Source organism: Cryobacterium serini (assembly GCF_004404025.1).
GTDB lineage: Bacteria > Actinomycetota > Actinomycetes > Actinomycetales > Microbacteriaceae > Cryobacterium > Cryobacterium serini.
Map to the genome: position 1 here is coordinate 1 of NZ_SOHN01000011.1, position 13,683 is coordinate 13,683.

The window sequence follows — 13,683 nt, forward strand, 5'->3', positions numbered from 1 at the left end:
GCCGCTGGCCCGGCTGCGAACAACCACCATCGTGGACCGAAACCCACCACATCAAAAACTGGGCCGATCAAGGACTCACCAACATCGACCAAGCCATCTTGCTCTGTGCACTGCATCACCTGCTGCTGCACAACCGACATTGGAAAATACTGCTTCAGGGCGGCCGGTATTGGCTCAAACCCCCGACCGACATCAACCCCGAACAAATCTTGATTTACCTCCCCAGCAAGAACCCGCTCATGCACACGGCCCTGAAATCCGACCTGTCGAATTCGGCCCCACCCGTGGCTGGCACCGACGACAGCCGCCAACCACGAAATGGTGAACTCGGTGAATTCGACCAACAGGGTGGAGATGGCCCGAACCCGCACAACCCGCACAACCCGCACAACCCGCACAACCCGCACAACCCGCACAACCCGCACAACGACTATCAAAACTAGGCATACGTTCGTTTGGTGTACCTGCGACTAGCGCTGAGCACAATTGCGAGTGACGCAATGGCGGTCTCGACCAGCTCACTGGGGATCCGCGGCCGGCTCAGCTACACGGCGACTGCCGAAACTGGCCCTAAATTTGCACGAGCGACGTGGTTTCAAAATACCGTTCTCGGGGAGCGACGAAGACGCTCGCCGCCCCCAAGCGCGGCTACACGAGTGACTCGCGCCAAGCCGCGTGCATGGTCGCGAAGCGGCCGGTTCCCGAGATGAGGTCGTTCGGAGTTCCGTCCTCCACGATGCGACCGTGTTCCATCACGAGCACCCGGTCGGCGATCGCCACCGTCGACAGGCGGTGGGCGATGATCACGGCTGTGCGATCAGCGAGCAGGGTTTGCAACGCCTCCTGCACGAGCCGTTCGCTCGGGATGTCGAGCGACGACGTGGCCTCATCGAGGATGAGCACCGCCGGGTTGGCGAGAAAAGCGCGCGCAAACGAGATCAGCTGGCGCTGCCCGGCTGACACGCGCCCGCCGCGCTTATTCACGTCGGTGTCATATCCGTTCGGTAGATTCTCGATGAAGTCGTGAGCGCCGACGGCAGCCGCGGCGGCCCGAATTTGTTGCGCCGAAGCATCCGGCTTTCCTATTGCGATGTTCTCGGCGACCGAACCGCTAAACAGGTACGCCTCCTGGGTGACCATGACGATCGCGCGCCGCAGGTCCTTGGGATGCAGATCGCGCAGGTCAACGTCGTCGAGCCGAACCCGGCCATCCGTCGGGTCGTAGAACCGACTCATGAGCTTAGCGAGCGTCGATTTACCGGCTCCGGTCGACCCGACCAGGGCGATGGTCTGCCCGGCCGGAATATCGAGGTCGAAGTGCGGCAGAATCTCCCGATCAGCCCGGTATGCGAACTGCACGTTCTCGAACCGCACCCGACCACGAGCCTCCCAGAGGTCCACCGGAGCGACCGGATCGGGCACGCCGGGGCGTTCCTCAAGCACGCCCGAGATCTTCTCGAGCGCCGCAGCGGCCGACTGGTAAGAGTTGTAGAACATCGCCATCTCCTCCATCGGGTCGAAGAACCGGCGAGTATAAAGCAACGTCGCGAGCAGCGCGCCGATGGCCAGCTGGCCGTCAGCCACCCGAAAACCACCAACGAGCAGCACGGCAGCGACCGTGACGTTGCCGATGAGAACGAGCCCCGGGTCGAAGACCCCGAACAGCTGGATGACGCGCGCGTTGACCAGGCGGTAGCTTTCGACGAGCTTGCCGAACACCGACTCGTTGTGCTTTTCGGTGCGAAAAGCCTTCACGGCACGAATTCCGGTCATCGTCTCGACGAAACGCACGATCAGGCTGGCCGATGCGACCCGCGACTGCCGGAACAGGCTCTGCGAGCGCACCTGGAACCAGCGTGTGAGAATGACGAGCGGCAGCAGTGCGCCCAGAAGCACGAGTCCACTGGTGCCGTCGAGCAGCACCAGGGCAATCGCGGTGAACGACATGTAGAGAATGCCCTGCACTAACTGATTGATGCCGGAATCGAGCAGTTCGCGAATGGCATCGAGGTCACTGGTCTGCCGCGAGATGATGCGGCCGGAGGTATACGATTCGTGAAATTCGAGGCTGAGCTTCTGCGTATGCAAAAACACGCGCTTGCGCAGGTCGATCAGTACAGCCTGGCTCACCCGGGCGCTCAACACGGTGTACCAGGCGATGAGCAGCGCGCCGAACACCCCGGCGACCAAGTAGATCGCGCCGGTCGCGGCGAGCGGCACCCAGTTTTGCTTGAGCAATGCGGGTAGCCCGCGGTCGATGCCGAAGGCGATGAGCGTGGGGCCGGCGACCTGGGCTGCGGTCGAGACTACGACCACGAGCATGGCGAGCACGACCTTGCCGCGCACGGGCACCAGCAATGAACCGAGCAGGCGCAGCGAACGTGCACGAATCTGCTTGCTTTCGGCCTTGGTGAAGTCGTGGCGTTCTTCGCCCTTGACGCCGCTGACGGTCACAGGGCTTCCTCCGCTCGGTTCGATTCTCTGCGTTCTTCGTCTTCGAGGCTGGAGATGACGAAGGTGTAGTGCGCGCTGGTGCGCAGTAGCTCGGAGTGCGTTCCGACGGCGGTAATGCGGCCGTTCTCAAGCAGCGCCACGCGGTCGGCGAGCATGACCGTTGACGGTCGGTGCGCCACGATGAGCGCGGTGGTGTCGACGAGCACCTCCCGCAGCGCGTTCTCCACGAGCGATTCGGTGTTCACATCGAGCGCCGACAGCGGATCGTCCAGAATAAGAACGGATGGCCGCGCCGCGACCGCGCGGGCAAGCGCGAGACGCTGCCGCTGCCCGCCGGACAAGCTCATTCCCTCCTCACCGACGAGGGTGTCGACGCCAAGCGGCAGGTCGTGCACGAAATTGGCCTGCGCGATCTGCAGGGCCTGCTCGAGTGCGGCATCCGCTTCGGGGCTACTGTCGGCAAGGTCGGGACGACCGAGCAGAACGTTGTCCCGAACGGATGCCGAGAACAAGGTGGCATCCTCGAATGCCATCGCGAGGTGGCTGCGCAGTTCCTCCCGGCGCAGCGCCCGCACGTCGACACCGTCGAGCGTCACGGCGCCCGCAGTCACGTCATACAGCCGGGTGGTGAGGGCCGTGAGTGTGGACTTGCCGCTTCCAGTGAGGCCGACGAGCGCCATGGTCTCCCCCGGTTCGAGAACGAGGTCGATGCCGTTGAGCAGGTCGGGAAAGCGCTCCGGCGAGTCCGGATAACGAAAGTGCACGTTATCGAACGCGAGTCGGCCGAGCGGCGCGGCCACGGTGGCCGGGTCCTTCGGGTCGGTGATCTCGTTCGGGGTGTCGAGAATGTCGAAGAAGCGGTCGGTCGCGGTGCGCGCGTCGAAGGTCATCGACAGCAGAAATCCGATCGATTCCACTGGAAACCGCAGCACGGTCGCCGTGGCAAAGAACGCCAGCAGCTCGCCGCCGCTGAGCTCGTCCAGGCTGGTGAGCCAGACGCCGGCCACGAGACAGAGCGCGAACGCGACGTCGGGCACGAGCAGCAACCAGAGCCAGATACCGGCGATGGCGCGGGCCTTCTCGATCTCGGTGCCGCGCAGGTCTTCCGCCTGCGAAGCGAAGTTCTTGAGCGCGAACGATCCACGGCCGAAGGCCTTGAGCACCCGAATGCCGTGCACGGACTCCTCGACGGCGGTTGCGAGGTCGCCGGCCTGATCCTGGCTGCGGCGGGCGATCACGGAGTACTTCTCCTCAAAGACGTAGCCGTAGATCCAGATCGGAATCGAGCAGACCACGAAGATCACACCGAGCAGCCAGTGCATCCAGAGCAAAATAACGACGCCGACGACGATGGTGAAAAAGTTGACCACGAGCAGCACGAACCCGAACGACACCCAACGGCGGATAAGGTTCAGGTCGCTCACGGCGCGCGAGAGCAGCTGGCCGCTCGGCCAGCGGTCGTGAAAGCTCACCGGTAGGTCCTGCAGCCGGGCGTAGAGGTGGTTGCGCATGCGCGCCTCGATGTGGGTGCCGGGGGTGAGCACGAACCAGCGGCGCAGCGCGATCATGATCGCCTCGAGCACTCCGAGTCCGAGAACAATCCACACGGCCGGCCAGATCTGCGCAGCACTGTCGCCATTCCCGGCCTCGCTGAGCGGGCCGTCGACGAGCCAGGCCAGCACCTGCGGTATGGCCAGTGCTACGAGTCCGGCGAGAAGCGCGGCGACCATGCCGAGGTAGATACGGGGCAGAGCCGGTTGGGCATAAGGATAGAGCCGTTGCAGGCTGCGAAAGGTGTTGCTGCGTATTGGGGCGTCGTTGGTGGGAGGCGGCGGTACCTTCGGTGCGGTGGTGGTCATGGTCCAGTCCTGATTGTGGTGCGGCCGCGCCTCGGGTTGCGCGGGTGCAGCGGATAACTCTGGTCGTCGATAGCGTGCCCGCAACGTGCTGGGAGTGCTGACGAGACGTGTCGCAGTGGGTGAGGCGTCACGTGCGGCGGTACGGTGCGGCTATACGGTCAGGCGGTGTTGGCTCACGGGCACAATTGCAGAGTGCCTGCCCTGATGAGCAACGACGAAACTAGTCGGCGCAGGTCACAGTGACGGCGCCGCGGGAGGTTACGGGGCAGGGAAAGAAGCGCCAAAGGGAGCGCCGTCGTTCGCAACCGTTGCGAGCGTGACCGGTGCTGTCTTTGTCATGTCTGCCTCCTGGGCGCCTCAAGTCTGTCTGTCACATGCCCCTGGAACAGGCAGCCTTTCAGAATATTGGAAAACGGGGGCAGAACGCAAGTATTTTCTGAGCCGGGAACATCCGCTCACCTTGAGGGCATACCTGCGCCGACGCCCAACAGCCCGGCATCACGTCACGTAGTCTGGAGTCTGCGCCTCTCGTTGGCATGGCCATGCCCCCGCGCACCCGTGTTGGAAGGACTCTTCATGCTGCCCACCCTGTTCGGAATCGATTTTCTCGACTCTGAGTGGCTGATCTACTCGTTTGGATCGTTCGTGCTGCTGGGCGTCGCCGTTATCGTGTTCGTCGAGACCGGCTTCATCGTCTTGTCGTTCCTGCCGGGCGATTCACTGCTGTTCACCGTCGGCCTGCTCACCGCGACCGGCGTCGTGCCGCTGCCAATCTGGGTGACCTGCCTGGTCGTCTTTGCGGCCGCATTCGCCGGTGACCAGCTCGCCTACGTCATCGGCCGAAAGGCCGGTCCCGCAGTGTTTTCACGCGAGAAAAACCGGTTCTTCAACCCGAAGAACGTCGAGCGCACCAACGCGTTTTTCGCGAAGCACGGCGGTAAGTCCATCATCCTGGCCCGCTTTCTGCCGGTCTTCCGTGCCTTCGTGCCGGTTGCCGCCGGCGTCGGCAAGATGCGCTACCGCAGCTTTGTGACCTACAACGCGATCGGCGCCTTCGCCTGGGGCGTCGGCCTCACCCTGGTCGGATTCTTCCTCGGCCAGTTTGCCTTTGTCGCCAAGTACTCCGAATACTTCATCATCGGAATCATTCTTCTTTCCGGAATTCCGATCCTCACCGAGCTGGCCAAGGCCGCCCGCACGACGCTGAAAGACCGTCGTGCGGCCGCCCGTGTTGTGCCCACCATCCCGGCCGACCTGCGCGAATAAGCTATGCCTGCCGTGACCGAGCCCAACCTCGGCGGTCGCTACAATAACCGTACATAGCGCCCCCAATGGGGCGCGCTCATGCAGTGGGCGGACTACCTGGCAGCGTTCAGACGGGTCGCGGCGAGCATCTCGGCGGCCGCGAGGGTCGTGATCTCGTCCGCCCGGGCATCCGCGAAGATCTGCGTGAGCACGGACCCGATGGCCGCAACGCGCTCGGTGATTTCAGCTCGGTCAGCGTTCGGTTCGCTCGCCAGATCGAGGTAGACGACGCCACCGGCGTTGACGACGAAATCGGGTGCCCAGAGAATGCCCCGCGCATCCAGCTGGGCGGCACCGGCCGGGTTTTCGAGCTGGTTGTTGGCTGCGCCGCAGATGCCGAGCACATTCAACTCCGCGATCACGGCTTTCGTCAGCACACCACCCAGGCCGCACGGCACGAACAGGTCGGCGTGCACCCGGTGCGCATCCGCGACCGACACCCACCGGGCGCCGAGTTCGTCGGCAAGCGCGCGCTTGTCGGGGTTGATGTCCGTGACGGTGAGGGTGGCGCCGGCGGCGGCGGCGGCCGTAGCCACCCGGCCACCCACCTGGCCGAGGCCCGAGATCACCAGGTGGCGGCCGCGCACATCACCACTGCCGAACAGGGCTTCGAGAGTGGATTCGATGCTCGCGTATACGCCGGCCGCTGTGGCGTCCGCTGGCTCGCCAACGCCGCCGCTCGCAGCGGGCAGTCCGCAGACGTGGCTCGTGCGTTCGGCCACGATGGCCATGAGCTCAGCGCTCGTGCCGACGTCCTCTGCCGTCATGTATGCGCCGTTCAGGCTCTCGATGGCGTCGCCGAGGTCGAGCATCGCCAGACGCTTCTGGGCCTCCGTCAATACCGTGCCAAGCGGCAGGTAGATGACCGACTTACCACCGCCGCGATTCAGACCGGCGGCCGCGTTTTTCAGGGTCATGGCGGCGGAGAGGCGCAGCGCGTCGGCGACCGCGTCGGTCCAGCTTGCGTACTGCCACAGGCGGGCGCCGCCGAGGGCCTGACCGAGACGGGTCGAGTGGATAGCCACCGTGATCAGCAACCCGGATCGTTCCCCAGTCGTGATCAGCACTTTTTCATGGGAAAGTGGAATCTCTGCGAGGGAATCGAGGGCGGCGGCAGGGTGCGTGAGGGTCATGGAAACTCCGTTGTCTCGGGCCTTGTGGGCCGAATGCGGCGGTGCCGGTGTGTGGCGCCGCCTCGATTAGGATACCCGGAGCTGGTGCCGTCGTGAACAGCTGCGCTCCGCTCGGCAGGCATGAGAATTCCACAACCGGATTTACCTCTCACCCCTGTGGGAGGACGTCTGGGTAGGCAAAAAGCACCTTCAATTCAACATCGAAGGTGCTTTTCGTGCGCGGGGACCTAGTGGAAGAAGTGGCGCTCTCCGGTGAAGTACATTGAGACACCCGCCGCGGCGGCCGCAGCGATGACCTCAGCGTCGCGCACCGATCCGCCCGGCTGCACGACGGCCGCAATGCCAGCCTCAAGCAGCACTTCGAGTCCGTCAGCGAAGGGGAAGAACGCATCCGACGCCGCAACCGAGCCTTCGGCCCGTTCGCCGGCCCGGCTCACGGCGAGGTGACAGGAGTCGACCCGGTTGACCTGGCCCATACCCACACCGACAGATGCCCCGGCGTGCGCGAGCAGAATGGCATTGGACTTCACAGAACGACACGATTTCCACGCGAATTCAAGATCGGCGCGGGTGGCGGCATCCACATCGGGGCCGGCCACGAGGGTCCAACCGGCTGAGCTGAAGTCTTCGAAGCTGTCGGCTTCCTGCACGAGCAGGCCACCGGAGATTTGGTGCAGCTCGAGCGAGGAACGCTCGTAGTCGGCGGGCAGCTCAAGCAGGCGAATGTTCTTCTTCTTGGTCAGCAGTGCAACCGCTGCCGGCTCGAAGCCGGGAGCGACGAGTACCTCGGTGAAAATCTCGCTGATGGTTTCGGCCATGCCGAGGGTGACGACGCGGTTCGCAGCGATCACGCCGCCGAACGCGGAGATCGGATCGCAGGCATGAGCGCGCAGGTGCGCGGAGGCGATGGCATCCGGTGCGTTGGGCTTGGCGATGGCGATACCGCACGGGTTGGCGTGCTTGACGATGGCAACGGCCGGCTCGCTGAAGTCGAAGGCGGCGCGCACAGCGGCATCCGCGTCGACGTAGTTGTTGTACGACATTTCCTTGCCGTGCAGTTGCCTGGCTTGCGCGATGCCGCGACCGCCTTCGCCGACGTAGAGCGCAGCCGCCTGGTGCGAGTTCTCGCCGTATCGCAGGATAGCGTCGCGGGTGACCTCGATGCCGAGCCCCTCGGGGAACGGCGACTCGTCGTCATCCTCTTCTTCGGCTGCCTCGAACGTGACGTCCTCGCCCGGCGCTTCGACGTCGTCCTGCCACTGGTCGTAGACGTTCTCGGTGAACCAGGCCGACACGCTCAGGTCGTAGTCGGCGGTGTGCTCGAAGGCGAGCGAGGCGAGTTTCTGGCGCAGCTTGAGGGTCGATCCGCCAGCGGCGACGGCTTCGATGATCTCGCCGTAGTTGGCCGGGTCGACGACGATGGCCACGTTGGCGTGGTTTTTAGCGGATGCACGCACCAGCGCCGGTCCGCCGATGTCGATCTGCTCGATCACGTCGGCCGGCTCAGCGCCGCCCTCGACGGTTTCGACAAAGGGGTACAGATTGACCACGACGAGCTGGAAAGCCTTGATGCCGAGCTCGGTCAGCTGCGTTTCGTGCGCTTCCAGGCGCAGGTCGGCGAGGATTCCGGCGTGCACGCCGGGGTGCAGGGTCTTGACGCGACCGTCGAGCGATTCCGGAAAACCGGTAACCGCGGAAACGTCGGTTACGTCTAGGCCGCCGGCGCGAATGGTGGCCGCGGTGGAGCCGGTGGAGACGATTTCAACGCCATCCGCGGACAGAGCGGCGGCGAGCTCGAGCAGTCCGGTCTTGTCGCTCACGGAGATGAGTGCACGCTCGATCACGATCTGGTCCCGGTTACGGTCCGAGCTGGGCGCGTTGGTGTTACCACTCATGCGTTAGTTCTCCTTGAGGTTCATGTGTCCGTTGGCGATGTCGAGCACAGCCTGGATAAGCAGGCGTCTCTCGACGATCTTGATGCGATTCTGCAGGGAAGTCTCGGTGTCTCCGGGCAGAACGTCGACGCGCTCCTGCACCAGGATGGGGCCAGCGTCGACACCGTTGTCGACCACGATAATGCTCGCTCCGGTCTGTACCGCGCCGGCGGCCAGGGCGTCGCGCACGGCGTGCGCCCCCGGAAATTCGGGAAGGTAGGCGGGGTGGGTGTTGATCAGGTTTGGCGACAGGGCGGCGACCACGCGCGGCGGAAGCAGGCGCATCAGGCCGCTCAGCACGACCAGGTCGGGCTGCCACTGTTGAATCTGCGCGAGCAGTTCGTCGCCCCAGGCCGCCCGGTCTGCAAACGAGGAGAACGGAACGGAAAAGGCCGGGACACCGAATTCGACGCCGAGCTCCAGCCCGTCGGCGTCGCGGTCAGCGCCGATCGCCACGATTCGTGCCGGAAACTCGGCGTCTTCTGACGCCTCCAACAGGGCTCGAAGGTTGGATCCTCCGCCGGAGATCAACACGACAATAGACAGCACGATCTTGAGCCTACCGTTTGGAAGAGCGCCGACCGGGGAGCCGTACCCGGCCGGCGAGCATGCCGAGGGCCGCAGCGACGCCAATTTCGGCGGCGGCGAGCGCGCCGACCAGCAGCGGATTCGGCCCGACCTCAACCAGACGGCCCGGGCCCATCGCTCCGGCCGACCACCAGGCGAGTAGACAGAGGAGCGCGCCGGCGACGACGCCCATGCCGAGACCGGTGAGAACGTGCGCGAGTGTGGTTCTCTCGGGGACACCAGCGCGGTCTAAAAACTGCCGGGTCACGACCGCGAAAACGAAACCGATCAGAACGGGCGCAAGTAACCCGAGAAAGCCGTAGGTCGGGGTGCCCTGCGGCAGCGCGCCAAACAGGGGCAGGCCGGGAAGGGTTCCGACGACTGTGCCGATCGGCGAAACTGTAGTGCCAACGCCGAGCGCGATACCGGGCCCGACAAACCATGCGGCAGCCCAGATCACGAGGTTGGGAATGAGTGCGAGCTGCGCCAGGGTGATGGTAGCGCCACCGAAGACACCGGCCTGAACCGCCTCATAGAGCCCGATAATGGTCGCGTAATTGACCGCGATGAGCACGGCGACAGCCACGGCCGACACGATCAGCACGCCCGCCGCGGCGGCTATTCCGCCGCGCAGCGCACCCTCGATGACGGTACGAGTGGTGTGCGGTATCCGCTGGTAGGCCGCGCGGATGCCGCGGCTCACCAAATCCAGGCCCTCCGCGGCCCTCGCTGTCTTCCGCCGCCCCAGTTCCGCCCCCACCAGAACCCCGGCAGCATAGATGAGCGTCGGCAGCACGATCCCCTGCAGTTGGTTGGGCGCAACCGTTTCCGACACCGCGGACAGGGTCACCAGCGCGGCGAGAATCGCATACGTGCCCACGGCGACTCCGACGCCGGTCCACCGGTGCGGGGTCTCGGCGGCGCGACGGCCGGTGTGCACGCCCATCAGTACCGAGAGCATCGCGAAGCCGAGCGGCACGACCGAGATGAGAAAGGGGGTGTCTGCGCCGGTCAGGGCGAGCGCCGCGGCGACGTCAGGGCCAAGCTGCACCGTGAGGTCGACGCCATTGCCGAGCAGCCAGATATCGGCGGCAGCGCGCCAGAAGACGAACCATTCCACGGAGAGGCCAAAGTGGGCGGCCCAGAGCACGGTGAGCGGCACCATGGCGATGCCGATGCCGATGGCGACGACAAGTAATGCCTCGAGAGCGGCGAGCAGGGCGGTCGTTATGCGGTTCATCCGTTGCGAGCCTATATCGCCGCACCGACAATGCTCGCCAGCACGCGCCCGATACGCCGAAGGGACCCGCCGCGAATCGGCGAGCCCCTCACGACGTGCGTGCTGCCTACAGTGCGGCTAGTGCTTGGCGCAGCAGGTTCGCAGCCTCGCTCGGCGTCTTGCCGACCTTGACTCCGGCAGCCTCGAGGGCCTCCTTCTTGCCCTGGGCGGTTCCGGCTCCGTCGGAGACGATGGCGCCGGCGTGGCCCATGGTCTTGCCCTCTGGTGCAGTGAAACCGGCCACGTAGCCGATGACCGGCTTGGTGACATGCGCCTTGATGTACTCGGCGGCCTTCTCTTCAGCGTCGCCGCCGATTTCGCCGATCATGACGATCGCCTTGGTCTCCGGGTCGTTCTCGAAGGCCTCAAGGGCATCAATGTGCGTGGTGCCGATGATGGGGTCGCCACCGATACCGATCGCGGTGGAGAAGCCGAGGTCCCGCAGCTCGTACATCATCTGGTACGTCAGGGTGCCCGACTTGGAGACGAGACCGACCGGGCCCTTGACGGTGATGTTCGCCGGTGTGATGCCGACGAGTGCCTCACCGGGCGTGATGATGCCGGGGCAGTTCGGACCAATGATGCGGGTCTTGTTGCCCTTTTTGATGGCGTAGGCCCAGAACTCGGCCGAGTCCTGCACGGGAACACCCTCGGTGATGATGACGAGCAGCGGAATCTCGGCGTCAATCGCTTCGATGACGGCGTCCTTGGTGAACACCGGCGGCACGAAGATGATCGACACGTCGGCGCCGGTCTTGGCGACGGCCTCCGCGACCGTTCCGAAGACGGGCAACTCGACCGAGCCGTGCACGACGGTGGTGCCGGCCTTGCGGGCGTTGACGCCACCGACGACCTGGGTACCGGCCTTGAGCATGAGGGCGGTGTGCTTGGTGCCCTCACCTCCGGTGATGCCCTGAACGATGACCTTGGAGTCTTTGTTGAGGAAGATTGACATGCGTGGTTGTCCCTTACTTCGCTGCGTGGGCGAGTTCGGCGGCCTTGGCGGCGCCCTCGTCCATGGTGGCGGCCAGTGTTACGAGCGGGTGGTTCGCCTCGGCGAGGATGCGACGACCCTCCTCGACGTTGTTACCGTCGAGGCGCACCACGAGCGGCTTGTTGGCGCTCGCACCGAGCTCGGCGAGCGCGCCCACGATGCCCCTGGCGACGGCGTCACACGCGGTGATTCCACCGAAGACGTTGACGAAAACGCTCTTGACCTGCGGGTCGCCGAGAATGACGTCGAGGCCGGCGGCCATAACCTCAGCGGATGCTCCGCCCCCGATGTCGAGAAAGTTGGCCGGCTTGACGCTGCCGAAGTTCTCACCGGCGTAGGCGACGACGTCGAGCGTGCTCATGACGAGCCCCGCTCCGTTGCCGATGATGCCGACTTCACCGTCGAGCTTGACGTAGTTGAGGCCGGCAGCCTTGGCCTTGGCTTCGAGCGGGTCGGCCGCGGAGGCGTCCTCGAGGAGAGCGTGCTTGGGGTGGCGGAAGTCGGCGTTCTCGTCGATCGTGACCTTGCCGTCGAGGGCGATAATGTCGCCCTCTTCGGTGAGCACGAGGGGGTTGACCTCGACCAGGGTCGCGTCTTCGCCCGTGAATACGTTGTACAGCTTGACGAAGACCGGGGCAACCTTGTCGACAAGCTCGGCCGGGAACTTGGCGTCGATGGCGATCTGCTTCGCCACCGCCAGGTCGATGCCGACCGAGGGGTCGACGGCCGTGTAGGCGAGCGCTTCGGGCTTCTCGACGGCGAGAACTTCAATCTCCACGCCGCCCTCATAGCTGGCGAGCGACAGGTAGGACCGGTTGGACCGGTCCAGCAGCACGGAGAAGTAGAACTCCGCCTTGATGCGGGCTCCGCCGGCCACCATGACGCGGTGAACGGTGTGACCTTTGATGTCGAGGCCCAGGATGCTCTGGCCAGCGGCCTCAGCGTCATCCGGAGTCTTGGCTACCTTGACGCCGCCGGCCTTGCCGCGACCGCCGACCTTGACCTGTGCCTTGACGACAACCACGCCACCGAGCTTCTCGGCCGCTGCACGTACTTCGGCGGGGGTGTCCGCGATGATGCCCGGCAGAACCGGCACACCATATTCCTCAAAGAGGTCTCTCGCTTGGTATTCGTAAAGATCCACGCTGCTCTTCCAATCCGCGTCTTGGCGATCACACCGCCGGTGAAGATATATGAGGTTGTTGGTAACAGCAGTCGGTGCCGTAAATTAGCTCGACATCAAGACATACCGGCCCGAGAAAACTCTATCGCGTGATTCGAGCGGCGCGGCGCACGTGCCCAGCCGCCGAAACACCACTGTGGTGCCACGAAACACCACCGCGAAGGCTAGCCACACCTTGCTGGACGAGGCCCCCACTGAGTGCTTATCTAGGTCTATGACTGATCTTGTTCAAGCGGTGGAACCGCACGCCGCCGGCCTCGCTTCCCGGCTGAACTGGCTGCGCGCCGGTGTTCTCGGCGCGAACGACGGCATCGTCTCCGTCGCTGCCCTCGTTGTCGGTGTTGCGGCCGCGACGACCGATTCCCACGTCATTCTCATCGCCGGTGTCGCGAGCCTCCTCGCCGGCGCGATTTCGATGGCCCTCGGCGAGTACGTGTCGGTGAGCAGTCAACGTGACTCCGAACGCGCCCTCATCGCCAAGGAAACCTGGGAACTCGAGAACGAGCCCGAGGAAGAACTCGCCGAATTGGCTGGGTTCTACCAAGCCAAGGGGCTTTCGACCGCGACCGCCCAGCAGGTAGCGATCGAGCTCACCCAGCATGACGCCCTCGCAGCCCACCTCGAGGTTGAGTTGCATATCACCGAGCAGGACGTGTCGAACCCCTGGCACGCGGCCTACGCATCCGCTATCGCCTTCACCGTCGGTGCCGCGCTTCCCCTGCTCGCCGTACTGCTGCCGCCGGCCGAATACCGCATCGGTGCCACGTTCGTCGCGGTCCTGGTCGCCCTCGTCATCACCGGCTGGCTCAGCGCCCACCTCGGCAACAGCCCCAAGCCGCGGGCCATCGCCCGCATCGTCATCGGCGGAATCCTCGCCCTCGCCGTGACCTACGTGATCGGCGCACTCATCGGCGGCAGCGTCTGATCGAGCTGGGCTCACAGCCAACTCCGGGTTCCATCCCGACCGGGTGGATA

Annotated in this window: 10 protein-coding genes and 1 pseudogene; 3 read left to right on the forward strand and 8 right to left on the reverse strand. The window is 64.8% G+C overall.

The window, feature by feature from the left end; all coding sequences use genetic code 11:
• Positions 1–443, forward strand: a pseudogene (locus E3T51_RS16740) (hypothetical protein); the annotation flags it as partial.
• A gap of 205 nt (positions 444–648) precedes the next feature.
• Here the strand turns inward: E3T51_RS16740 and E3T51_RS09245 are convergent.
• Together E3T51_RS09245 and E3T51_RS09250 are read right to left on the reverse strand one after the other, a co-directional pair.
• A complete protein-coding gene (locus tag E3T51_RS09245) occupies positions 649–2,454 on the reverse strand; it encodes an ABC transporter ATP-binding protein (protein WP_134529603.1) in 1,806 nt (601 codons plus the stop codon).
• Complete coding sequence (locus E3T51_RS09250; RefSeq protein WP_134529604.1) at positions 2,451–4,313, reverse strand: ABC transporter ATP-binding protein; 1,863 nt, start codon at positions 4,311–4,313, stop codon at positions 2,451–2,453. The genes E3T51_RS09245 and E3T51_RS09250 overlap by 4 nt, the downstream gene beginning before the upstream one ends.
• A gap of 576 nt (positions 4,314–4,889) precedes the next feature.
• Here E3T51_RS09250 and E3T51_RS09255 point away from each other — a divergent pair.
• Positions 4,890–5,579 carry a DedA family protein gene (locus E3T51_RS09255; protein WP_134529605.1) on the forward strand — a complete coding sequence of 230 codons (690 nt, stop codon included), beginning with the start codon at positions 4,890–4,892 and terminating at the stop codon, positions 5,577–5,579.
• A 92-nt stretch (positions 5,580–5,671) separates the two neighbouring features.
• Here E3T51_RS09255 and E3T51_RS09260 read toward each other — a convergent pair whose 3' ends face one another.
• The 6 genes from E3T51_RS09260 to sucC form a co-directional block, all read right to left on the reverse strand.
• Positions 5,672–6,751 (reverse strand): Glu/Leu/Phe/Val dehydrogenase dimerization domain-containing protein, encoded by a 1,080-nt coding sequence (locus E3T51_RS09260; protein WP_134529606.1) that lies wholly within the window; start codon positions 6,749–6,751, stop codon positions 5,672–5,674.
• Positions 6,752–6,978: 227 nt separating this feature from the next.
• Positions 6,979–8,646, reverse strand: a complete 1,668-nt coding sequence (purH, locus tag E3T51_RS09265) for a bifunctional phosphoribosylaminoimidazolecarboxamide formyltransferase/IMP cyclohydrolase (RefSeq protein WP_134529607.1) — start codon at positions 8,644–8,646, stop codon at positions 6,979–6,981.
• A gap of 3 nt (positions 8,647–8,649) precedes the next feature.
• A complete protein-coding gene (gene purN, locus E3T51_RS09270; protein WP_104193332.1) occupies positions 8,650–9,234 on the reverse strand; it encodes a phosphoribosylglycinamide formyltransferase in 585 nt (194 codons plus the stop codon).
• A gap of 10 nt (positions 9,235–9,244) precedes the next feature.
• Positions 9,245–10,492, reverse strand: coding sequence for a cell division protein PerM (locus E3T51_RS09275; protein ID WP_134529608.1), 1,248 nt, complete (start codon positions 10,490–10,492; stop codon positions 9,245–9,247).
• A gap of 106 nt (positions 10,493–10,598) precedes the next feature.
• Positions 10,599–11,486 (reverse strand): succinate--CoA ligase subunit alpha, encoded by an 888-nt coding sequence (gene sucD / locus E3T51_RS09280; RefSeq protein ID WP_134529609.1) that lies wholly within the window; start codon positions 11,484–11,486, stop codon positions 10,599–10,601.
• Between the two features lie 13 nt (positions 11,487–11,499).
• Entirely contained in the window at positions 11,500–12,669 is a 1,170-nt protein-coding gene (gene sucC / locus E3T51_RS09285) for an ADP-forming succinate--CoA ligase subunit beta (RefSeq protein ID WP_134529610.1), read from the reverse strand.
• Positions 12,670–12,922: 253 nt separating this feature from the next.
• On the opposite strand from sucC, the gene E3T51_RS09290 reads away from it, so the two are divergent.
• Positions 12,923–13,633 carry a VIT1/CCC1 transporter family protein gene (locus E3T51_RS09290; RefSeq protein WP_134529611.1) on the forward strand — a complete coding sequence of 237 codons (711 nt, stop codon included), beginning with the start codon at positions 12,923–12,925 and terminating at the stop codon, positions 13,631–13,633.
• Positions 13,634–13,683: the final 50 nt, after the last annotated feature.

Coding starts and splice junctions, on each gene's coding strand:
- E3T51_RS09250 (WP_134529604.1), bottom strand. CDS start 4,313: ATGACCACCACCGCACCGAAGGTACCGCCGCCTCCCACCAACGACGCC.
- E3T51_RS09255 (WP_134529605.1), top strand. CDS start 4,890: ATGCTGCCCACCCTGTTCGGAATCGATTTTCTCGACTCTGAGTGGCTG.
- E3T51_RS09260 (WP_134529606.1), bottom strand. CDS start 6,751: ATGACCCTCACGCACCCTGCCGCCGCCCTCGATTCCCTCGCAGAGATT.
- purH (WP_134529607.1), bottom strand. CDS start 8,646: ATGAGTGGTAACACCAACGCGCCCAGCTCGGACCGTAACCGGGACCAG.
- E3T51_RS09275 (WP_134529608.1), bottom strand. CDS start 10,492: ATGAACCGCATAACGACCGCCCTGCTCGCCGCTCTCGAGGCATTACTT.
- sucD (WP_134529609.1), bottom strand. CDS start 11,486: ATGTCAATCTTCCTCAACAAAGACTCCAAGGTCATCGTTCAGGGCATC.
- E3T51_RS09290 (WP_134529611.1), top strand. CDS start 12,923: ATGACTGATCTTGTTCAAGCGGTGGAACCGCACGCCGCCGGCCTCGCT.